The 17,778-nt window shown below is 67.2% G+C and carries 22 protein-coding genes and 2 tRNA genes; 15 read left to right on the forward strand and 9 right to left on the reverse strand.

Annotated features, from left to right (window positions below; genetic code table 11):
- Positions 1-52: 52 nt before the first annotated feature.
- The 4 genes from V2S85_RS00675 to V2S85_RS00690 all read left to right on the forward strand — a co-directional run bounded on the left by V2S85_RS00675 (position 53) and on the right by V2S85_RS00690 (position 3,173).
- Positions 53-181 carry an aa3-type cytochrome c oxidase subunit IV gene (locus V2S85_RS00675; protein ID WP_330700959.1) on the forward strand — a complete coding sequence of 43 codons (129 nt, stop codon included), beginning with the start codon at positions 53-55 and terminating at the stop codon, positions 179-181.
- Between the two features lie 13 nt (positions 182-194).
- Positions 195-1,328 carry an NAD(P) transhydrogenase subunit alpha gene (locus tag V2S85_RS00680; protein WP_330700960.1) on the forward strand — a complete coding sequence of 378 codons (1,134 nt, stop codon included), beginning with the start codon at positions 195-197 and terminating at the stop codon, positions 1,326-1,328.
- 148 nt (positions 1,329-1,476) lie between these two features.
- Entirely contained in the window at positions 1,477-1,761 is a 285-nt protein-coding gene (locus V2S85_RS00685) for an NAD(P) transhydrogenase subunit alpha (RefSeq protein WP_330700961.1), read from the forward strand.
- A complete protein-coding gene (locus V2S85_RS00690; protein ID WP_330700962.1) occupies positions 1,761-3,173 on the forward strand; it encodes an NAD(P)(+) transhydrogenase (Re/Si-specific) subunit beta in 1,413 nt (470 codons plus the stop codon). Before V2S85_RS00685 ends, V2S85_RS00690 begins: the two co-directional genes overlap by 1 nt.
- 483 nt (positions 3,174-3,656) lie before the next feature.
- Here V2S85_RS00690 and V2S85_RS00695 read toward each other — a convergent pair whose 3' ends face one another.
- Both V2S85_RS00695 and V2S85_RS00700 read right to left on the reverse strand, forming a co-directional pair.
- A complete protein-coding gene (locus V2S85_RS00695) occupies positions 3,657-4,328 on the reverse strand; it encodes a DUF4328 domain-containing protein (protein ID WP_330700963.1) in 672 nt (223 codons plus the stop codon).
- 114 nt (positions 4,329-4,442) lie between these two features.
- Entirely contained in the window at positions 4,443-5,360 is a 918-nt protein-coding gene (locus V2S85_RS00700; protein WP_330700964.1) for an SDR family NAD(P)-dependent oxidoreductase, read from the reverse strand.
- A 136-nt stretch (positions 5,361-5,496) separates the two neighbouring features.
- Here V2S85_RS00700 and purS point away from each other — a divergent pair, with 136 nt between their 5' ends.
- Both purS and purQ read left to right on the forward strand, forming a co-directional pair.
- Positions 5,497-5,733, forward strand: a complete 237-nt coding sequence (gene purS / locus V2S85_RS00705; protein ID WP_330700965.1) for a phosphoribosylformylglycinamidine synthase subunit PurS — start codon at positions 5,497-5,499, stop codon at positions 5,731-5,733.
- Positions 5,733-6,410, forward strand: coding sequence for a phosphoribosylformylglycinamidine synthase subunit PurQ (gene purQ / locus V2S85_RS00710; RefSeq protein WP_330700966.1), 678 nt, complete (start codon positions 5,733-5,735; stop codon positions 6,408-6,410). The genes purS and purQ overlap by 1 nt, the downstream gene beginning before the upstream one ends.
- A 586-nt stretch (positions 6,411-6,996) precedes the next feature.
- On the opposite strand, the gene V2S85_RS00715 is transcribed toward purQ, so the two are convergent.
- From V2S85_RS00715 to V2S85_RS00725, 3 genes are all read right to left on the reverse strand, one after another.
- A complete protein-coding gene (locus tag V2S85_RS00715) occupies positions 6,997-7,518 on the reverse strand; it encodes a nuclear transport factor 2 family protein (protein WP_330700967.1) in 522 nt (173 codons plus the stop codon).
- A gap of 13 nt (positions 7,519-7,531) precedes the next feature.
- Positions 7,532-8,344, reverse strand: coding sequence for an SDR family NAD(P)-dependent oxidoreductase (locus tag V2S85_RS00720; RefSeq protein ID WP_330700968.1), 813 nt, complete (start codon positions 8,342-8,344; stop codon positions 7,532-7,534).
- Positions 8,345-8,450: 106 nt separating this feature from the next.
- Positions 8,451-8,828, reverse strand: a complete 378-nt coding sequence (locus tag V2S85_RS00725) for a hypothetical protein (RefSeq protein ID WP_330700969.1) — start codon at positions 8,826-8,828, stop codon at positions 8,451-8,453.
- Positions 8,829-8,957: 129 nt separating this feature from the next.
- On the opposite strand from V2S85_RS00725, the gene efp reads away from it, so the two are divergent.
- The 4 genes from efp to V2S85_RS00745 all read left to right on the forward strand — a co-directional run bounded on the left by efp (position 8,958) and on the right by V2S85_RS00745 (position 10,947).
- On the forward strand, positions 8,958-9,521 hold the full coding sequence (gene efp / locus V2S85_RS00730; RefSeq protein ID WP_008828401.1) for an elongation factor P: 564 nt from the start codon (positions 8,958-8,960) through the stop codon (positions 9,519-9,521).
- Between the two features lie 2 nt (positions 9,522-9,523).
- Positions 9,524-9,952, forward strand: coding sequence for a hypothetical protein (locus V2S85_RS00735; RefSeq protein ID WP_330700970.1), 429 nt, complete (start codon positions 9,524-9,526; stop codon positions 9,950-9,952).
- A gap of 43 nt (positions 9,953-9,995) precedes the next feature.
- Positions 9,996-10,817, forward strand: coding sequence for an inositol monophosphatase family protein (locus tag V2S85_RS00740; protein WP_008828399.1), 822 nt, complete (start codon positions 9,996-9,998; stop codon positions 10,815-10,817).
- A 46-nt stretch (positions 10,818-10,863) separates the two neighbouring features.
- Positions 10,864-10,947, forward strand: a tRNA-Leu gene (locus V2S85_RS00745).
- A gap of 45 nt (positions 10,948-10,992) precedes the next feature.
- Here the strand turns inward: V2S85_RS00745 and V2S85_RS00750 are convergent.
- From V2S85_RS00750 to V2S85_RS00760, 3 genes are all read right to left on the reverse strand, one after another.
- Complete coding sequence (locus V2S85_RS00750) at positions 10,993-11,259, reverse strand: hypothetical protein (RefSeq protein ID WP_330700971.1); 267 nt, start codon at positions 11,257-11,259, stop codon at positions 10,993-10,995.
- Positions 11,260-11,392: 133 nt separating this feature from the next.
- Entirely contained in the window at positions 11,393-12,328 is a 936-nt protein-coding gene (locus tag V2S85_RS00755) for an AEC family transporter (protein ID WP_330700972.1), read from the reverse strand.
- Between the two features lie 254 nt (positions 12,329-12,582).
- A complete protein-coding gene (locus tag V2S85_RS00760; RefSeq protein ID WP_330700973.1) occupies positions 12,583-13,050 on the reverse strand; it encodes an Hsp20 family protein in 468 nt (155 codons plus the stop codon).
- Positions 13,051-13,202: 152 nt separating this feature from the next.
- Here V2S85_RS00760 and grxC point away from each other — a divergent pair, with 152 nt between their 5' ends.
- The 4 genes from grxC (at position 13,203) to V2S85_RS00780 (ending at position 14,932) form a co-directional block, all read left to right on the forward strand.
- Positions 13,203-13,466 (forward strand): glutaredoxin 3, encoded by a 264-nt coding sequence (grxC, locus tag V2S85_RS00765; protein WP_330700974.1) that lies wholly within the window; start codon positions 13,203-13,205, stop codon positions 13,464-13,466.
- Between the two features lie 16 nt (positions 13,467-13,482).
- Complete coding sequence (locus V2S85_RS00770; RefSeq protein ID WP_330701375.1) at positions 13,483-14,322, forward strand: carbon-nitrogen hydrolase family protein; 840 nt, start codon at positions 13,483-13,485, stop codon at positions 14,320-14,322.
- Positions 14,319-14,816 (forward strand): DUF1178 family protein, encoded by a 498-nt coding sequence (locus V2S85_RS00775; RefSeq protein ID WP_330700975.1) that lies wholly within the window; start codon positions 14,319-14,321, stop codon positions 14,814-14,816. The genes V2S85_RS00770 and V2S85_RS00775 overlap by 4 nt, the downstream gene beginning before the upstream one ends.
- 39 nt (positions 14,817-14,855) lie before the next feature.
- Positions 14,856-14,932: transfer RNA gene (locus tag V2S85_RS00780), tRNA-Arg, on the forward strand.
- Positions 14,933-15,045: 113 nt separating this feature from the next.
- Here V2S85_RS00780 and V2S85_RS00785 read toward each other — a convergent pair.
- Positions 15,046-16,101 (reverse strand): NAD(P)-dependent alcohol dehydrogenase, encoded by a 1,056-nt coding sequence (locus V2S85_RS00785; protein WP_330700976.1) that lies wholly within the window; start codon positions 16,099-16,101, stop codon positions 15,046-15,048.
- Positions 16,102-16,369: 268 nt separating this feature from the next.
- Between V2S85_RS00785 and V2S85_RS00790 the strand changes: the two genes are divergently transcribed.
- Positions 16,370-17,773 carry a M20/M25/M40 family metallo-hydrolase gene (locus V2S85_RS00790; RefSeq protein WP_330700977.1) on the forward strand — a complete coding sequence of 468 codons (1,404 nt, stop codon included), beginning with the start codon at positions 16,370-16,372 and terminating at the stop codon, positions 17,771-17,773.
- The last annotated feature ends 5 nt before the right edge of the window (positions 17,774-17,778 follow it).

Consider the following 17,778-nt stretch of genomic DNA (forward strand, 5'->3'; position numbering starts at 1 on the left):
CTGCGGGCGGTTAGTGTCTCTCCAAAGCGAACGGTTTTGGGGTACAGAGACAATGGCTTCGGGCAACGACATGAAGGCGGCAACGGAAACCTACAACGGCTTCATCAAGGCGACGACCTGGGGCGCCGGGGTCATCATCGTCATCACCGCGCTCGTCGTCGGCCTGATCGCTTCCGCGTAAAGGACCGGTAGGCTTGGCCTTGCAGCGCCGGATCGCGGTCCTTGCGGAGCGCGCCATCGGCGAGACCCGCGTGGCGGCGACGCCTGAGACCGTAAGGAAGCTCGCCGGGCTCGGCGCACTTGTCGCCGTGGAAGCGGGGGCGGGGCGTGCCGCCAGCATTTCCGACGACGATTATCGCGCCGCCGGGGCGCAAGTCGGCCCGGTCGATGCGGTGCTGGCCGGGGCGGACATCGTCTTCGGGGTACAGGGGCCGGATCCGGCCCTGCTCGGCGGGGTCGCTCCGGGGGCCTGGGTCGTCGCGATTCTCGATCCCTTCGCGCAGCGGTTGCGGGTGGACGCCTATGCCGCCGCCGGGCTGGAGGCGCTGGCGATGGAGTTCATGCCGCGCATCACCCGCGCGCAGTCGATGGACGTGCTCTCCAGCCAGTCCAACCTTGCCGGGTACAAGGCGGTGCTGGTGGCCGCCAACGCCTACGGGCGCGCCTTTCCGATGATGATGACGGCGGCGGGCACGGTCAGTGCGGCCAAGTGCTTTGTCATGGGCGTGGGCGTCGCCGGCCTGCAGGCCATCGCCACCGCGCGGCGCCTGGGCGCGCAAGTCTCTGCCACCGACGTGCGTTCCGCCACGCGCGAACAGATCCAGTCGCTCGGCGCCAAGCCAATCTTCGTCGAGAGCGTCGCGGGGATCGAGGGCGAGGGTTCGGGCGGCTACGCGGGCGAAATGAGCGAGGCCTACCAGCAGGCACAGGCCGAACTGGTCTCGGCCCATATCGCGAAGCAGGACATCGTCATCACCACCGCGCTGATCCCAGGCCGCGCCGCGCCGCGCCTCGTCACCGATGCGCAAGTGGCCTCGATGAAGCCGGGCAGCGTGATCTTCGATCTTGCCGCGCCGCAGGGCGGCAATGTCGAGGGCACCGTGCCGGACCAGGTGGTCGAGCGGCACGGGGTCAGGATCATCGGCTATTCCAACACGCCTGCGCACCTGCCGGCGGATGCCTCGGCGCTGTATTCGCGCAACCTGTTCAACTTCGTCTCGGCGTTCTGGGACAAGGAACTCGGCGGCCCGGTGCTGGACGCGGAGATCGGCGACGCGGTGCGCCTGACGCGCGGCGGTGCGGTGGTGAATGCGAGGCTGACGGGTTGAGCGAGGTGCGCGTACCGGCTTGCGACGTCCTGCGCGATCCCCTGGAGATGGCGCGTCCCATCGCCAGCCACGGCGCCGTGCTTCCCCTTCCGCCAGCGCTGCGCGCTGCCACCTCCCCCGGCGGGGCAGGATTGTCTGGAGTAGACTGATGGACTTCGTCTCGATCCTGTCGATCTTCGTGCTGGCCTGCTTCGTGGGCTACTACGTCGTCTGGTCGGTGACCCCGGCGCTGCATACGCCGCTGATGGCGGTGACCAACGCGATCTCCTCGGTGATCGTCGTCGGCGCCCTGGTGGCGAGCGCGGCACCGGGTTCGCCGGTGGGCAAGTGGCTGGGGCTGGGCGCGGTCGTCCTCGCCAGCGTCAACATCTTCGGCGGCTTCGCCGTCACCGAACGGATGCTGGCGATGTACAAGAAGAAGGACCGCAAGTGATGGCGCCGCACGCGATGAATCCCTGGGTCGCGGTCGCCTATCTGGTCGCGGGCGTCTGCTTCATCCTGGCGCTGCGCGGGCTCTCGTCCCCGGCGACGAGCCGCAGGGGTAATCGCTACGGCATGTTCGGCATGGGGATCGCCGTCGTCACCACGCTGGTCACGCACGAGATCGCCAGCCTGCCGGAGATCCTCGGCGCCATCGCGATCGGCGGCGGCATCGGCTTCGTGATCGCGCGGCGGATCCAGATGACGGCGATGCCGCAGCTCGTCGCCGCGTTCCACTCGCTGGTCGGGCTGGCGGCGGTGCTGGTGGCGGCGGCGGCATTCCTCAACCCCGCCGCGTTCGGAATCCTTGACGATAGCGGTGCGATCCTGGCCGTAAGCCGGGTGGAAATGGCGCTGGGCTCGGCCATCGGCGCGCTGACGTTCTCGGGCTCGGTGATCGCCTTCGCCAAGCTCAACGGCAACATGAGCGGCACGCCGATCCTGCTGCCGGGCCGTCATGCCATCAACGCCGCGATCCTGCTGGCGCTGGTTTTCTTCATCTACGGGTTCTTCGATTCGCAGTCCCCGGTCGACTTCTGGCTGGTGACGGGGCTGGCGTTCCTGATCGGTTTCCTGCTGATCGTGCCCATCGGCGGGGCGGACATGCCGGTCGTCGTCTCGATGCTCAACAGCTACTCGGGCTGGGCGGCGGCGGCGATGGGCTTCACGCTGCACAACACCGCGATGATCGTGACGGGCGCGCTGGTGGGCTCCTCGGGCGCGATCCTGTCCTACATCATGTGCAAGGCGATGAACCGCAGCTTCGTGTCGGTGATCGCCGGCGGCTTCGGCGCCGAGGCCGCCGCGGGCAGCGGCGAGGCCAAGGAACAGCGCCCGTGGAAGCGTGGCTCGGCCGAGGACGCGGCATTCCTGATGAAGGAGGCCGAGAGCGTCATCATCATCCCCGGCTACGGCATGGCGGTGGCGCAGGCCCAGCACGTCCTGCGCGAGATGGCGGACCAGCTCAAGAAGCACGGCGTCGGCGTGAAATACGCGATCCATCCGGTCGCGGGGCGCATGCCGGGCCACATGAACGTGCTGCTGGCGGAGGCCAACGTGCCGTACGACGAGGTCTTCGAGCTTGAGGACATCAACGGCGAGTTCGCGCAGGCCGACGTCGCCTTCATCATCGGCGCCAACGACGTGGTGAACCCGGCCGCGAAGACCGACAAGTCCTCGCCGATCTACGGCATGCCGGTGTTCGACGTGGACAAGGCGAAGACGATCTTCTTCATCAAGCGCTCGATGGGCGGGCAGGGCTATGCGGGCGTCGACAACGACGTGTTCTACATGGACCAGACGATGATGCTCCTCGCCGACGCGAAGAAGATGGTCGAGGACATCAACAAGGCGCTGGCGGAGTAGGCGGGTGAGGGCGTTGGCGGCGGCTTGCGCCTCGTCGTAGTCATACCGCGCCTGCCGGAAAGCCCTGTTCTCAACCCCGCTCAGGCTGAGAGGGGTTGGAGTAAGTACGGGAAGCAAGATGACGTCAGCTTGTGCTCCGTTGTGGATGTTACGGGGAATAAGGAAGAGTGGTTCACGCGAAGGCGCGAAGGTTTCGCTTTGAGCCGCAGGCTCATTGCATCGTCGCACCGTTGGACTGAGCGTAAACCGCAGCTTTGAGGACAACAGGCAGTTTCGCCGCCAGCGCTTATCCTTCGCGGCTTTGCGTCTTCGCGTGATACCTTTTCGTCATCCCGGCGCATGCCGGGACCATGGGCGGTCTTTAGGCGTAACCTCGTCTCAGGTCGCCTCGACGGCAACTATTACCGCAAGACTTGCCCACGGTCCCGGCGTGCGCCGGGATGACGGGACGATCGCAACCCACCCAAACCCGCCGTCACCCTGCTATAGAAATGCCAGTCGGTCGTCGGAGAGGGTCTGCTGGGCGCGGGTTACCTTGCCGACGATGCGGAAGAGGAAGAACGCGGAGAGGCACCATAGCGAGGTGCCGGTGATGTTGAGCGCCTCGTTCACGCCGCGCGGGGTGGTTATTTCCAGGTTTGTCAGGGCGTTGAACACCAGGATGCTGTCGATCAGGACGATCACCAGGGTGCCCGCGACGAAGCCCAGCCACCAGATGCCGACGTCGCCGACGCTGGCTTTCGCCTGCCATTCGTCCTCGCCGTGGCTGCGGTTCCACAATTCCCGCATGGCACCGAACGGCACCCAAAGGCCCACTAACGGCACGAAGAAGCTTCCCACCGACCAGCCCGCGCGCGCCTCCAGCCCCGAAAGGCCCGCATCGTGCAGGTTGGCGATCGCCTTGTGGAACCACAGCAGGAAGAACAGCGCGCTGGGCAGGAAGGCCAGTATGCCGATCGCCGCGGCCAGACCGGTGAGTTGCGCCGCCATGAACATCGCGGCGCCGTAGACGCCGGTGGCGACGAAGCTCAGCGCCCAGATGGCGAGCAGCGTCTGTACCAGCCATACCGCGAGGTAGATGCCGATCGTCACCCTCGCGATGCGCGACAAGGTGCGCAGGCGCCGCGTTTCGCGCTGCGCGAGATAGCCGCTCATGCCAGCACCGCAGCGCGGGCAGCGTTATAGATGTTCCTATGCAAGGCTTTCCCCCGATTGCCTGCCTGCGGTTTGCGGGGCCAACGCGGGGGCGTCAATGGGGATTACGTCTAGTTAATCCTGCGCTTTCAGCAGCATCGAAAGGGCGTGGTGGGCCTGGTCCATTCCGGTCTCGAAGGGATGGTCGCCCGAGCGGTCGGCGATGCGGGGCCAGGCGGCGGCCAGATCCTCGGCGGAGCGGGCGCCTTCGGGCAGCAGCAGGCCGTCGTTCATGGTCAGCCAGGCGCGCTGGAAGACGCCGCCGCCCGCCGCGAGGATCACGTCGGTCGGCGCATCACGCGATGTCAGGAAGATCGCGGCGGGCACCACGTTTTCGGGCTCGAACGCCTTGTAGGCTTCCTCCGGGAAGATGTCGGCGGTCATGCGGGTGCCGGCCGTCGGCACTATCGTATTGACGCGGATGCCGTATTTCGCGCCCTCCAGCCGCAGCGTGCGGGCGAGGCCGAGCACGCCCGCCTTGGCCGCGCCGTAGTTGGCCTGGCCGAAGTTGCCGCCGAGCCCGGTGGACGAACTCGTCATCAGCACGCGGCCGTAGGCCTGCTCGCGCATCATGTCCCACACCGCCTTGGTGGCGAAGGCGCTGCCGAGGAGGTGGACGCGCACGACCTGCTCGAAATCGGCGGGGTCCATCTTGGCGAACGTGCGGTCGCGCAGGATGCCGGCGTTGTTGACGAGGACGTGGACGCCGCCCCAGGCCTGCTTCGCGCGGGCGGCCATGGCCTCCATCTGCGCGTAGTCGGACACGTCGCCGCCATCCGCCATGGCCTCGCCGCCGGCCTCGCGGATTTCCTCCACCACGCTGAGCGCGGCGTCCGATTGCCCCGATCCGTCACGCGCGGCGCCAAGGTCATTGACCACGACTTTGGCGCCGCGCCGCGCCAGTTCGAGCGCATAGGCGCGGCCGAGCCCGGTGCCTGCTCCGGTGACGACGGCGACCTGATCGGCGAAGGACATGGGGAGGGTGCTGGTCATCGCGCGGTGATGGCAGGTCGCGCCGTCCCGTTCAACGGTGCGTGCAGCGCGCGCGTTCAACCTTGCCCCGGCGCGCCCGAAGGGTCATAGGCGCATCCAACGAATCTGCCTGCTGTCCATGCGAAAGGCCCGCCCGATGAAAGTCCGCGTCCACGTCAGCCTCAAGTCCGGTGTCCTCGACCCGCAGGGACGGGCGATCCATCACTCGCTCGAGGGCCTCGGCTTCTCCGGCGTCAACGACGTGCGCGCCGGCCGCCTGTTCGAACTGGACGTCGCCGAGACGGTGACCGACGAGGCGCTCGACGAGATGTGCCGCAAGCTCCTCGCCAACATGGTGATCGAGAACTACCGCATCGAGAAGGTGGCCGCCTGATGTCCTTCACTTCCGCCGTCATCACCTTCCCGGGCTCGAACTGCGACCGCGACATGGCGACGGCGCTGGAGAAGGTTTCGGGCACCGCGCCTCACCGCGTCTGGCATGGCGACAGCGAGCTGCCTTCGGGGCTCGACTTCATCGCGGTTCCGGGCGGCTTCTCTTATGGCGACTATCTGCGCTGCGGCGCGATCGCCTCGCGCTCGCCGATCATGCAGGCGGTGATCGCGGCGGCGGACAAGGGCGTGCCGGTGCTGGGCGTGTGCAACGGCTTCCAGGTCCTGACCGAAAGCGGCTTGCTGCCGGGCGCGCTGCTGCGCAATGCCGGGCTGAACTTCGTATGCCGCGAAGTCGGCCTCGAAGTGGCCAATGCGCAGTCGCTGTTCACCAATGCCTACGAAGCGGGGCAGGTGATCCGCATCCCGGTGGCGCACCACGACGGCAACTATTTCGCCGACGAGGACACGCTGGACCGCCTGGAAGGCGAAGGCCGCGTGGCGTTCCGCTATGCCGAGCAGGTCAACGGTTCGGCGCGTTCGATCGCGGGCGTGCTGAATGCCGCCGGCAACGTGCTGGGCATGATGCCGCACCCCGAGCGCGCGATAGAGACGACGCACGGCGGCACCGACGGGCGCGGCCTGTTCGAGAGCGCCATTCGCGGGCTGGTCGCGGCCTGAGCCCAGGATGATCGTGAATCGGCATTGCGACCCCCGGCGTGTGCCCGGGGCGCAATGGCGAACGATGGTTCAATCCGATGTCATCATGCCCCGTGGCTGCGCGGGCGAAGTCGTCGTTCAAGCACTATCGTCATCCCAGCGAAGGCTGGGACCACTATGGCCATGATGGGTCCTATCGGCAAGGCGGTGCGAGCTTCATCCCGGCCTCGCCGAAACGCGGCGACATGACGATAGCGGTCCCAGCCTTCGCTGGGATGACGATCTGATTTCGGAACGGCGGTTTCCCAGCATTTTAGGCCAAAATCCAGACGGTCGGGAAACGCCCCCTTGCGGAAGTTGAATATCACAGCCATTCTGTTGGCATGAAGATCGCCGAACGCATCCTGTTTGCCTCCGCTGGAGCACATTGCGCAGCCGCTTTCACGGGATTAGCCGTTGATTGGCGAACATTCTATTACGGCTCGTTGATGACTGGCTCACTCGCGGCACTCTTCCTGTCCGTTTCTTGGTTCCGGCAACGTCGAACGGCTTCCAAGGGCAACTAACCACCCAAATCCGCTATTTGATCAGTTCTTGAACGTGCTCGTTAGCGGGCGCCGCGCCGGAACAGCGGTTGCAGGCATTGCGCATAGCTCGGGTCGCGGTCGGCGAGGCCGAGGAGGCCGCCGCCGTCGAAGGGGCGGCGCAGCTTCAGGTCGTATGTGACCACGCGCTTCGCGAAGCGCCAGCGGCCGTCCGGGCAGCGGCGATAGTCGTCGATGTACCGCACCGCCATGAAGTCCTCTTCCCGTCCGCCCCCGCGCGTCGGAATGAGGTGGAGGGCGAGGGCGTAGACTTCGCCTTCGGCGCTGTCTGCATCCACCGCGATGAGGTGGTTGCAGACGTGATGGCCTGAATAGGGCATGTGCGGGAAGGCACCGGCGATGAAGTCGCAATAGTCCTTCGCCGGCCCGTCGAAGGTGTCGCCGTGGGTATCGGTGGCGTCCTCGGTGTAGAGGTCGCGCAGCAGAGCGATGTCCTGCCGGTCGATCGCGCGGGAATATAGCAGCACCAGTTCGCGAATCGCTTCCTTGTCGATGAGCGCCTGCATGGCCGCCTGGTCGATCATGGCCTGTCTCCCGTCACAGCAGCGCGCCCCCGTCCACCGCGTAGACCTGCCCGGTGATGAAGCTGGCCCGCGCCGAGGCGAGGAAGGTGACCATCGCCGCCATTTCCTCCGGCGCCGCGAAAGGGCGGCCGACGAACGTGCGGCGCTGGCGCAAGGCGCGGTCTTCCTCGCCGACGCTGGCGGCACCCTTGGAGAACAGCCCGGTCTCGGGGTTGAAACGGCTACCGCTGCTGAGGCTGGCCGGGTCGGTCGGGATGGTGGCATAAGGCGCGACGGCGTTGACGCGGATGCCGTGCGCGCCGAGTTCCTTGGCGAGCACCGCCGTGAAGCTGTGCACCGCGCCCTTGGCGGCCGAATAGACCGGCAGCATGTAGTCCCCCACCAGCGCCGCCGTCGATCCGACATTGACGATCGCTCCGGTCTTGCGGCCGATCATGCCGGGCAGGACGGCGTGCGTCATGCGCAGCACCGTCCCGAAGTTGAGGTTGATGTCCGCCATCCACTTCGCGGGATCGGAATCGGCGAAAAGCCCCTGGTCGACATTGCCGCCGACATTGTTGACGAGCACCGAGACAGGGCCGAGCATCTCGGCGGCTTCCAGCACTTTCGCGGGCGAGGCGGGATCGAGCATGTCGGCGGCGACGAACACCGCATCGGGCGCGCCGCGCGCCTTGCAGTCGGCCGTCAGCCGCGTGCCGGCGGCATGGTCCCGGCCCACGAGTACGGGAATCGCCCCCTCGGCCGCCAGGTCCAGCGCCACGGCGCGGCCGATGTTGGCGGTCGCGCCGGTGACGATCGCGACTTTGCCCTGCAACTGTAGATCCATCGCCCGCTCCCGCCGTCCCCGGCCTGTCTTCCGCCAAGAGCTAGGGCGCGCATGCGCCGGGGGCAAACCGCGGAGGCGATGGAAGCGGGGCGGCGGCGCAGGGCTTTCAGTGGTGCGAACTGCGCACGCAGCGCATTTCGCCGTCGCTGCCGTTGTCCTCCACCTTGCGCAGGAAGTTGCCCGAGACCTTGTGCAGCTTCAGGCCCTTGAGCTTGCCGCCGGTCATGGTGACGTACTGCCCGGTCAGCAGGTAGCTGCCGCGAATGCCGCCGGCCTTGTAGGCGGAGGCATTGACCACACGGAATTCGTATTCCGGCAGTGGCTTGCCGACGAGCCCGCCGGCATCGCCCGCCATCTCGCAAGTGTAAGTGCCGATCGGCAGGGTCGAGATCAGACCGCCGCGCACAGGGGGCGGCGTCGGCTCGGCGGAGGCGCAGCCGGCGACGAGGGCCAACAGCACGACGGGAAGGGAGGCACGCTTCATGGCATTCGGGTAGCATTGGCGCGAAGCAATTGCCATGCCTCGCGACCTCGTCTAAGGGCGCATCCTTTCGAGGGTCGCGCCTGCTGTGGCCCCGCGATTCAGCTCTTTCCCATCCTGAAGGCCAGAACCATGAAGATCAGTGGCGTCGATATCCGTCCCGGTAACATCCTTGAATATGAAAAGGGCATCTGGAAGGTTGCGAAGACGCAGCACACGCAGCCCGGCAAGGGCGGCGCCTTCATGCAGGTCGAGATGAAGAACCTGATCGACGGCCGCAAGACCAACGTGCGCTTCCGCAGCGCCGACACCGTCGAGCGCGTCCGCCTGGACACCAAGGACTTCCAGTTCCTCTACGCCGAGGGCGACGACCTGGTGTTCATGGATACCGAGAACTACGACCAGATCTCGCTTCCCGCCGATCTGCTGGGCGATGCCGCTGCGTTCCTTCAGGACGGGATGCAGGTCAGCCTGGAAATGTGGGAAGAGCGCCCGATTTCGGTCCAGCTCCCCGAGCAGGTCGAAGCCACCATCGTCGAAGCCGACGCCGTGGTGAAGGGCCAGACCGCCTCGTCCAGCTACAAGCCCGCCGTGCTCGACAACGGCGTGCGCGTGATGGTGCCGCCGCACATCGAAAGCGGCACGCGCATCATCGTGGACGTCTATGAAAAGACTTACGTGAAGAAGGCAGATTGACCATGAACAAGCTTGCCCTGACCACCCTGACCGCCGCCCTGGCGATCGCGGGAACTTCCATGTCCTCCGGCGCTTCGGCGGCCACCAAGGCCGCCGCGAAGCCCGCCGCCAAGCCGGCTGCCGCCGCTGCTCCCGCAGCCGGCGCCAATGGCCCGGCGCAGCACGCGATGCTCTACCTCAAGGTGCTTATCAGCGGGCTGCAGTCGGACAAGGTCGAGGAACCGGTCAAGGGCGCGCTCGTGGGTTGCCTCTACGACAATTCGCTCGGCAAGATCACCGAATCGATGGACAAGGTGATCGCCGAGAATCCCGGCAAGATCAGCCGCGAAAACCCCAGCCAGGTGCTGAGCGTCATGGCGCAGATCTGCGGCTTCAAGCCGACTGCCGCAGCCGGCGCTGCTGCCCCCAAACCCGCGCCGCAGGGCCGTTGATAGTTCGGGCCCGCTGACGGGCCCACAGGAGTGAAGTACAGTCATGGCCGCCATTTCCGGTCTCATCCGCGTCATCGAGAAGGCCGCCCGCAAGGCCGGCAACCGCCTGCGTCGCGACTTCGGCGAAATCGAGCACCTGCAGGTCAGCCGCAAGGGCCCTGCGGACTTCGTGTCGAAGGCCGACCAGGCTTCCGAGCGCACCATCTGGGACGAACTGCGCGCCGCGCGGCCGGACTGGGGCTACCTGTTCGAGGAAGCCGGCGAGATCGAGGGCGACCCGACCAAGCCGCGCTTCATCGTCGATCCGCTCGACGGCACGACCAACTTCCTTCACGGCATCCCGCACTTCGCGATCTCGATCGCGGTGCAGGAGCCGCGTCTGGACGGCAAGGGCTGGGGTGAGGTCACCGCGGGCCTGATCTACAACCCGGTCACCGACGAAAGCTACTGGGCCGAGAAGGCACGCGGTGCGTGGCTGCACGACCGCCGCCTGCGCGTCTCCTCGCGCCGTCACCTCGACGAGAGCCTGATCGCCACCGGCATTCCCTTCGCAGGCCACGGCGATCACGGCGTGTGGACCAAGATCTACCACGGCCTCGCGCCGCAGGTGGCGGGCATCCGCCGCTTCGGATCGGCCGCGCTCGACCTCGCATGGGTGGCCTCGGGCCGCTACGAGGGATTCTGGGAATCGGATCTCAAGCCGTGGGATACCGCAGCGGGCTGCCTGCTCGTGCGTGAGGCCGGCGGTTTCGTGTCGGACTGGAAGGGCCGTTCGAACCCGATCTGCGACACCGAGATTCTGGCCGGCAACGACGTCCTGCACTCGCGTCTCCACAAGATCGTGGCGACTGCGCTCAAAGCATGACTTGAGTACGGAGCGCGGCCCCGCTAAGCCGCGCTTCGAAATGCTTGCCCCTGTGGCGGAATGGTAGACGCGAACGACTCAAAATCGTTTGTCGAAAGGCGTGCCCGTTCGAGTCGGGCCAGGGGCACCATTTCCTTTTTTCGTCGTTCAATGGAGCGACGTTGCGCGTCGCCTTTCACCAGAGCGAAAGGACGACGAGCGCCAGCAGCAGCGCGATCGTCGTTGCGGCTGCCCACCGCGCCGGACGATACCGCGCGATCAGCCGGTCCAGCGCCCATGCCATCGCCGCGCCCAGTCCCGTTCCGGCAAGGATGCCGCCGAGCAGGCCCCATTCGCCGATCGCGAGCAGCAACACCAGTGCGAACACCGCGACCGGGAAGACGCCTGCCAGGGTTCGGGCCAGGGTTCGGGCCAGGGTTCGGGCCAGAGTCCGGACCTGCACCAGCAGCCGGGTGCGCCATGCAGCGGGTCTTCGGTGTCGGATGCCCTCGGCCATGGACGCAAGGTAGCGCTTGCCGCTGCGCGATGCCAGCCGGTGTGCCGCGCGTATCCGTCGGTCCGGCCAGTTCGCGTCTTCAGCCTGTCACGGCGAGATAGGCCGATACCGTCAGGATCGACAGGATGGTGGAGATCAGGATCACCCGCGCGGTCACGCTGGCTTCGCGGCGATAGAATTCGGCCAGCATGAACGGCCCGGTGCCGGTCGGCAGCATCGCCAGCAGCACGGCGGCATGGCGCGCCGGCGGGTCGAGCGGGAACAGCGTGACCGCCAGCAGCCAGGCGAGGGCGGGCTGGACGACCAGCTTGAGCGTGACCAGCCCCGCCGTCAGCAGGCCGGTGCCTTGCGCCGCTTCGCGCTTCTCGCCGAGGAACAGCCCCAGCCCGACCAGCGCGGCCGGCGATGCGGCGGCGCCCAGGAGCTTGAGGAAGGCGCCGAGCGGGGCGGGCACGGCCAGGCCGGTCGCCGGAAAGAAGCAGGCGATGACCGGCGCCACGATCAGCGGGTTCGTCGCCAGCGACCGGCCGACCTTGGCGGCGACCCGCAAGGGGTGGCTGCCGACGTGGAGGCGAATCTCGATCAGCACGATCGCACCCGCGAACAGGACGCAGGCGACGATGATCGTCGCGATCAGCGTCAGCGCTTTGCTGGCGGGCCCGAGCGCGGCGAGCAGCAGGGGAAATCCCAGGAACCCGGTGTTCGGGTATGCCGCAGCCAGCCCGAGCACGGGCCCGTCCGCCTCGAACCCCGCGCGGCGAGCGTGCAGCAGGACGGTCAGGGCGAAGATCGCCAGGGTGCTCACGGTGAACACGGCGACGAAATGGGGCTGCCACAAGGTGCCCCAGTCCGACTTGGCGACGATCTCGAACAGCAGCGCGGGCAGCGCCAGATAGACCACGAAGCGGTTGAGTTCGCCGCTGGCCTGCGGGCCCATCACGCCGATGCGGCGGACCAGCCAGCCGGCGAAGATCAGCGAGAAGATCGGCAGGACGATCCCGAGGATCGCACTCATGGGCAGGCATTCCGGAGCATGACGCATGCGCGTAACGTCCGGGGCGCCACCGGGCGAGCGCTAATTCGGCGCCAGCCGTGCGTTATGCGCAAGCCGCCATGCAAAAGGGGCCGCCATGAAAAAGGGGCCGCCATGAAAAAGGGGCCGCCATGAAAAAGGGGCCGCCATGAAAAAGGGGCTGCCATGCAAAAGGGGCGGCCCGATCGTGCGGGCCGCCCCCCAAGGGACGTATGCGTTAGGGACGATGCCGTAGATCAGGCCGCGGCGGTGCTTTCCCCGTCGCCTTCGACGACGGAAAGGCGATTGCCGCCGATCGCGACCTTCTTGGGCTTCATGGCCTCGGGAACCTCGCGCACGAGGTCGATGACGAGCAGCCCGTCGGCGAGGTCGGCGGCATCGACGCGGACGTAGTCGGCCAGTTCAAAGCGACGCTCGAACCCGCGCTGGGCGATGCCGACGTGCAGCATCTCGCCATCGGCGGCCTCATCGGGCTTGTGGCCCTTGACCACCAGCAGGTTGGCCTGCGCGGTGATGTCGATGTCGGCCGGCTTGAAGCCCGCGACCGCAAGGGTGATGCGATAGGCGTCCTGGCCGCGGCGTTCGATGTTGAAGGGGGGGTACTTGTCGCCCGAAGTGGCACGCGCCTGGTTCTCGATCATGTCGAAAAGGCGGTCGAAGCCGACCATGGTGCGGCGATAGGGCGAGAAATCGATGCGGTTCATGACAAAAATCCTCCAATGAGCAATCTTCGTGGGGTGAGGCCCGAAAAATCCCGGCGCCTCGTCGATGAGTCATGCCCATGGCGGGCCATGACTCGACACACTAGATATGATAGCGAGCCGCCCTTTCAAGGGTCGCCTGAATGGAGTTTGGCATGAGCCAGCCGAAGATCGAGATCTACACCAAGTGGGGCTGCCCCTACTGCGTCGCCGCCAAGTCGCTGCTCGACAAGAAGGGTGTCGCCTACGAGGAATACGACCTGACGATGGGTGGGCCCAGGCGCGCCGAGATGCTCGAGCGCGTCCCCGGCGCCAGCACGGTTCCGCAGATCCTGGTCGATGACAAGGCCTATGGCGGGTTCGACGATATCAACGCGCTCGACCGCGAGGGCAAGCTCGACCCGATCCTCGGCCTGTGATGCGCAGGCGATGACGATGACGCGCGCCGCGCTGTTCCAGATGACCACGGGGATCGACCCGCTGGCGAACGCCGAGGCGATCGCCGCGGCGGCGCGCGCGGCGCGCGGCGGGGGCGCCGCGATGCTGTTCACGCCTGAGATGTCGGGCCTGCTCGATCGCAAGCGCGACCGTGCCCGCGCGGCGATCCGCCAGGAGGGCGACGACGTCGTCCTGGCGGCGGCGCGGGAAGCGGCGCGCCGCGAAGGGCTGTGGATCCACCTCGGCTCGCTCGCCATCGCGCGCGAGGACGGCAAGTGGGCCAACCGCGCCTTCGTGATCGACGACAGCGGCGAGATCCGCGCCCGCTACGACAAGATGCACATGTTCGACGTCGATCTCGCCACGGGCGAAACGTGGCGCGAATCGAATGCCTATACGCCCGGTGACGCGGTGGTGACGGTGGAGACGCCGCTTGGCCGGCTCGGCCTCGCGATCTGCTACGACATCCGCTTTCCCGCGCTGTTCGAGGCGCTGGGCCAGGCGCGCTGCGACCTGATCGCCTGCCCCGCCGCCTTCACCGTGCCGACCGGGCGCGCGCACTGGCACCTCCTCCAGCGCACCCGCGCGGTGGAGGCCAGCGCCTTCGTCCTGTCGGCCGCGCAAGTCGGGCTGCACGAGGACGGGCGCGAGACGTACGGCCACTCGCTCGCGGTCGATCCCTGGGGGGAAGTGCTGCTGGACATGGGCGGCGCCGACGATGGCGGCACGGCGGGCGTGGGCTTCGTCGATATCGATCCCGGCCGGATCGCCGACGTGCGCGCGCAACTGCCGAGCCTGGCCAATCGGCGGCCGATCACCGGACAGGCACGGCCATGATCGTCTACGACCTGGAATGCCGCGACGGCGCCCATCGTTTCGAGGGCTGGTTCAAGTCCTCGGAAGACTTCGCGCGCCAGCACGAACGCGGACTGGTCGCGTGTCCGCATTGCGGTTCGGATCAGGTCGGCAAGGCCGTCCAGGCCCCGCGCCTGTCGCGCAAGGGCAACCAGTTGCCCGATCGCGTTCCTTCTCGGTCGAAGGCGGTCGTTCCGCAGTCTCCCGCACCGGAGGCGCCGAGCGATGGGCCGTCGCCCGCGCAGGCTGCGGAGATGATGCGGGCGCTGGCGACGATGCAGGCGGAGGCTCTCAAATCCTCGCGCTATGTCGGCGGCAGTTTCGTCAAGGATGCCCGCGCGATGCACTACGGCGAAGCCGAGGCGGAGACGATCCACGGCCAGGCGACGGTCGCCGAGGCCAGGGAATTGCTCGAGGAAGGCATCGGCCTGATGCCGCTGCCTTTCCCGGTCGTGCCGCCGGAGCAGGCGAACTGATTGCCAAGCCGCGCGGCAGAGGCTAGGAGGCCCCGGCGTGCGCCCGTAGCTCAGCCGGATAGAGCACCAGATTCCTAATCTGGGGGCCATGGGTTCGAATCCCGTCGGGCGCACCAACCTCCTGCCTCTTGCGGCATGCCCGCCCTGGCGGGAAGCTCCCTTTCACACTGCTTTCGCCGCAAGGGCGCGACTGCGTCGGTGGCAGCCGCGCCCTTCGGCCGGGTCGTCGTCAGGCCGCTTCGAGCGAAGCGCTGTCGATCACGAAGCGATAGCGCACGTCGCTGCGCAGCATGCGTTCGTAGGCTTCGTCGATCTGCTGGATGCGGATCATCTCGATATCCGAGACGATGCCGTGCTCGGCGCAGAAATCGAGCATTTCCTGGGTTTCGGCAATGCCGCCGATGAGCGAGCCTGCGATCGTCTTGCGGCCGAAGATCAGCCCGCCGACGGTGGGCGAGGGGTGGGGATGCTCAGGCACGCCGAGCATGACCAGTGCGCCGTCGCGCTTGAGCAGGTTCACGTAAGTATCGAGATCGTGGCTGGCCGCGACGGTGTCGATGATGAGGTCGAACGTCCCGGCGTGGGCGGCCATTTCCTCGGGCTCGCGGGTGACGACGGCGGCGTCGGCGCCAAGGTCGGTCGCGTCCTTGCGCTTGGCCGGGGTCGAGGTGAAGGCGATCACTTCGGCGCCCATGGCATGCGCGATCTTGATCGCCATGTGGCCGAGGCCGCCGATGCCGACGACGCCGACCTTCTTGCCCGGACCGGCGTTCCAGTGGCGCAGCGGCGAATACGTGGTGATGCCGGCACACAGCAGCGGCGCCACGGCGGCGAGTTGCTCGGCCGGGTGGCTGATCGACAGGACGAAGCCCTCGTCGACGACGATGCCGCGCGCATAGCCGCCCAGGGTGTGCCCCGGCGCATCGGCGCTGGACGCGTTGTAGGTGCCGGTGAAGCCGTTCTCGCAGTACTGCTCCAGATGGTCGTGGCACGAGCCGCAATGCCCGCAGCTGTCGACCATGCAGCCCACGCCGACGGTCTGGCCGACGGTGAAGCGGGTCACTTCGGCGCCGACGCTGCGCACGGTGCCGACGATCTCGTGGCCGGGCACGCAGGGGAACAACGTGCCGCCCCATTCGGCGCGAACCGTGTGCAGGTCCGAATGGCAGACGCCGCAGTAGGTGATCTCGATCTCGACGTCGCGCGGGCCGGGCTCGCGGCGCTCGATGGTCATGGCTTCGAGCGGCTTGTCGCCGGCATGGGCGCCATAGGCTTTGACTTGCATGGGTGTTCCTTGCTGTCGGAGGGGACGAATGGGATCAGTAACCGGCTCGAGCCGGAATGCTGCATCTGCGTGATAGGCGCTTTTTCCCGCCGGTATTAGAGCGCCATGCGTTCATGGAGCGATGAGCCATGTTCATGATTGCGTCCTGCCATGCGGGATGTTCGCATGCCATTGCGCAAGCGGCGCCGGGCGCACAGGATGGCCTTGCCGGTGCCCGGCGATTCTTCGCCCCGGGCCGGTCAAGACGAACATCAGGGGCTTCGACGCGATGCGCTATTCTCTTCCGGTACTGCTGTCGCTCGGCGCGAGCCTGCTGGTCACCACGGGCGCGCAGGCCAAGGGCCATCCCGAGGCGGAGAAGCAGGTGCTGGACTTGTCGAAGCAGGCGATCGCCCTGCGCTCGGTCAGGGGGCCGGGCAACAAGACCGGCGAAGTCGCCGCGCTGTTCCGCGATGCACTACTCAAGGCCGGCTGGCAGCCCGGCGACATCGAGATCGTGCCGCTGGACGACACCGCCTACCTGATTGCGACCTGGCCCGGTTCCGACCCGTCGCTCAAGCCGATCGTCATTTCCGCCCACATGGACGTGGTGGAGGCCAGGCCGGCGGACTGGGAGCGCGATCCGTTCACCCCGGTGGTCGAGAACGGCTACCTCTACGGGCGCGGGGCCAGCGATACCAAGTTCGAGGCCGCGCTGGCGCTGTCCTCGATGATCGAACTGCGGCGCGAGGGGTTCAGGCCGAAGCGCAGCATCGTCATCGCCTATTCCGGTGACGAGGAGACCACCATGGATACCTCCAAGGTGATCGCCCAGCGCCTGAAGAACGCCGAACTCGTGCTCAACGTGGACGGATCTTCGGGATCGCTGTCGGAAAAGACCGGCAAGCCGCTCTACTGGAGCTGGCAGGGGGCCGAGAAGACTTACGTCGACTACACCGTGACGGTGACCAGCGCCGGGGGCCACAGTTCCGCGCCGCGCGCCGAGAACGCGATCGTGCAATTGTCCGAGGCGATGACGCGGATCGGCGCCTATCGCTTCAAGCCGGAACTCAACGACGTCACCCGCGCCTACTGGAGCGGCGCCGCGAAGATCGAGCCCGACGCCGAACTGGCCGCGGCGATGAAGGCCTTCGTCGCCAATCCCGACGATCCGGCCGCGCTCGCGGTGCTGCGCGCCAATCCGGCGACCGTCGGCAAAGTCTCGACGACGTGCGTGCCGACGATGATCTCGGGCGGGCATGCGCAGAACGCGCTGCCGCAGAGCGCGGTCGCCAACATCAACTGCCGCATCTTCCCCGGCCACACCCGCGCGCAGATCATGGCCGAGCTGGAAAAGGTCGCGGCGATGCCGGCGGCGAAGTTCGCCGACGTCACCGGCGACGATTCGATCGAGGCGCCCGCCTCGCCGGTGCGGCCGGACTTCGTGGCGGCGGCCGGCAAGGCGGTGAAGGCGGCGTGGGGGCCGGTACCGATCACCCCGTCGCAGTCCTCGGGCGCGTCGGATTCGATGTGGTATCGCGCGGTCGGCGTGCCCAGCTATGGCGCCAGCGCCTCGATGATAAAGGATTCCGACGAGTTCGCGCACGGTCTCAACGAGCGGATCGGGCTGCTCAACATCGCGCCGGGCGTGGTCTACTACACCACGCTGCTCAAGGATCTGGCGGGCAAGTGAAGCGG

The organism is Novosphingobium resinovorum, assembly GCF_036352595.1.
In the GTDB taxonomy this organism is placed as follows: domain Bacteria; phylum Pseudomonadota; class Alphaproteobacteria; order Sphingomonadales; family Sphingomonadaceae; genus Novosphingobium; species Novosphingobium resinovorum_B.

Bases quoted from the DNA above. Each gene is read 5' to 3' on its own strand.
- V2S85_RS00740 (WP_008828399.1), top strand. From the start codon at position 9,996: ATGGCCGCCATTTCCGGTCTCATCCGCGTCATCGAGAAGGCCGCCCGC.
- V2S85_RS00685 (WP_330700961.1), top strand. From the start codon at position 1,477: ATGGACTTCGTCTCGATCCTGTCGATCTTCGTGCTGGCCTGCTTCGTG.
- V2S85_RS00790 (WP_330700977.1), top strand. From the start codon at position 16,370: ATGCGCTATTCTCTTCCGGTACTGCTGTCGCTCGGCGCGAGCCTGCTG.
- V2S85_RS00715 (WP_330700967.1), bottom strand. From the start codon at position 7,518: ATGATCGACCAGGCGGCCATGCAGGCGCTCATCGACAAGGAAGCGATT.
- grxC (WP_330700974.1), top strand. From the start codon at position 13,203: ATGAGCCAGCCGAAGATCGAGATCTACACCAAGTGGGGCTGCCCCTAC.
- V2S85_RS00690 (WP_330700962.1), top strand. From the start codon at position 1,761: ATGGCGCCGCACGCGATGAATCCCTGGGTCGCGGTCGCCTATCTGGTC.
- purS (WP_330700965.1), top strand. From the start codon at position 5,497: ATGAAAGTCCGCGTCCACGTCAGCCTCAAGTCCGGTGTCCTCGACCCG.
- efp (WP_008828401.1), top strand. From the start codon at position 8,958: ATGAAGATCAGTGGCGTCGATATCCGTCCCGGTAACATCCTTGAATAT.
- V2S85_RS00735 (WP_330700970.1), top strand. From the start codon at position 9,524: ATGAACAAGCTTGCCCTGACCACCCTGACCGCCGCCCTGGCGATCGCG.
- V2S85_RS00760 (WP_330700973.1), bottom strand. From the start codon at position 13,050: ATGAACCGCATCGATTTCTCGCCCTATCGCCGCACCATGGTCGGCTTC.
- V2S85_RS00695 (WP_330700963.1), bottom strand. From the start codon at position 4,328: ATGAGCGGCTATCTCGCGCAGCGCGAAACGCGGCGCCTGCGCACCTTG.
- V2S85_RS00755 (WP_330700972.1), bottom strand. From the start codon at position 12,328: ATGAGTGCGATCCTCGGGATCGTCCTGCCGATCTTCTCGCTGATCTTC.
- V2S85_RS00775 (WP_330700975.1), top strand. From the start codon at position 14,319: ATGATCGTCTACGACCTGGAATGCCGCGACGGCGCCCATCGTTTCGAG.
- V2S85_RS00785 (WP_330700976.1), bottom strand. From the start codon at position 16,101: ATGCAAGTCAAAGCCTATGGCGCCCATGCCGGCGACAAGCCGCTCGAA.
- V2S85_RS00675 (WP_330700959.1), top strand. From the start codon at position 53: ATGGCTTCGGGCAACGACATGAAGGCGGCAACGGAAACCTACAACGGC.
- purQ (WP_330700966.1), top strand. From the start codon at position 5,733: ATGTCCTTCACTTCCGCCGTCATCACCTTCCCGGGCTCGAACTGCGAC.
- V2S85_RS00720 (WP_330700968.1), bottom strand. From the start codon at position 8,344: ATGGATCTACAGTTGCAGGGCAAAGTCGCGATCGTCACCGGCGCGACC.
- V2S85_RS00700 (WP_330700964.1), bottom strand. From the start codon at position 5,360: ATGACCAGCACCCTCCCCATGTCCTTCGCCGATCAGGTCGCCGTCGTC.
- V2S85_RS00770 (WP_330701375.1), top strand. From the start codon at position 13,483: ATGACGCGCGCCGCGCTGTTCCAGATGACCACGGGGATCGACCCGCTG.
- V2S85_RS00725 (WP_330700969.1), bottom strand. From the start codon at position 8,828: ATGAAGCGTGCCTCCCTTCCCGTCGTGCTGTTGGCCCTCGTCGCCGGC.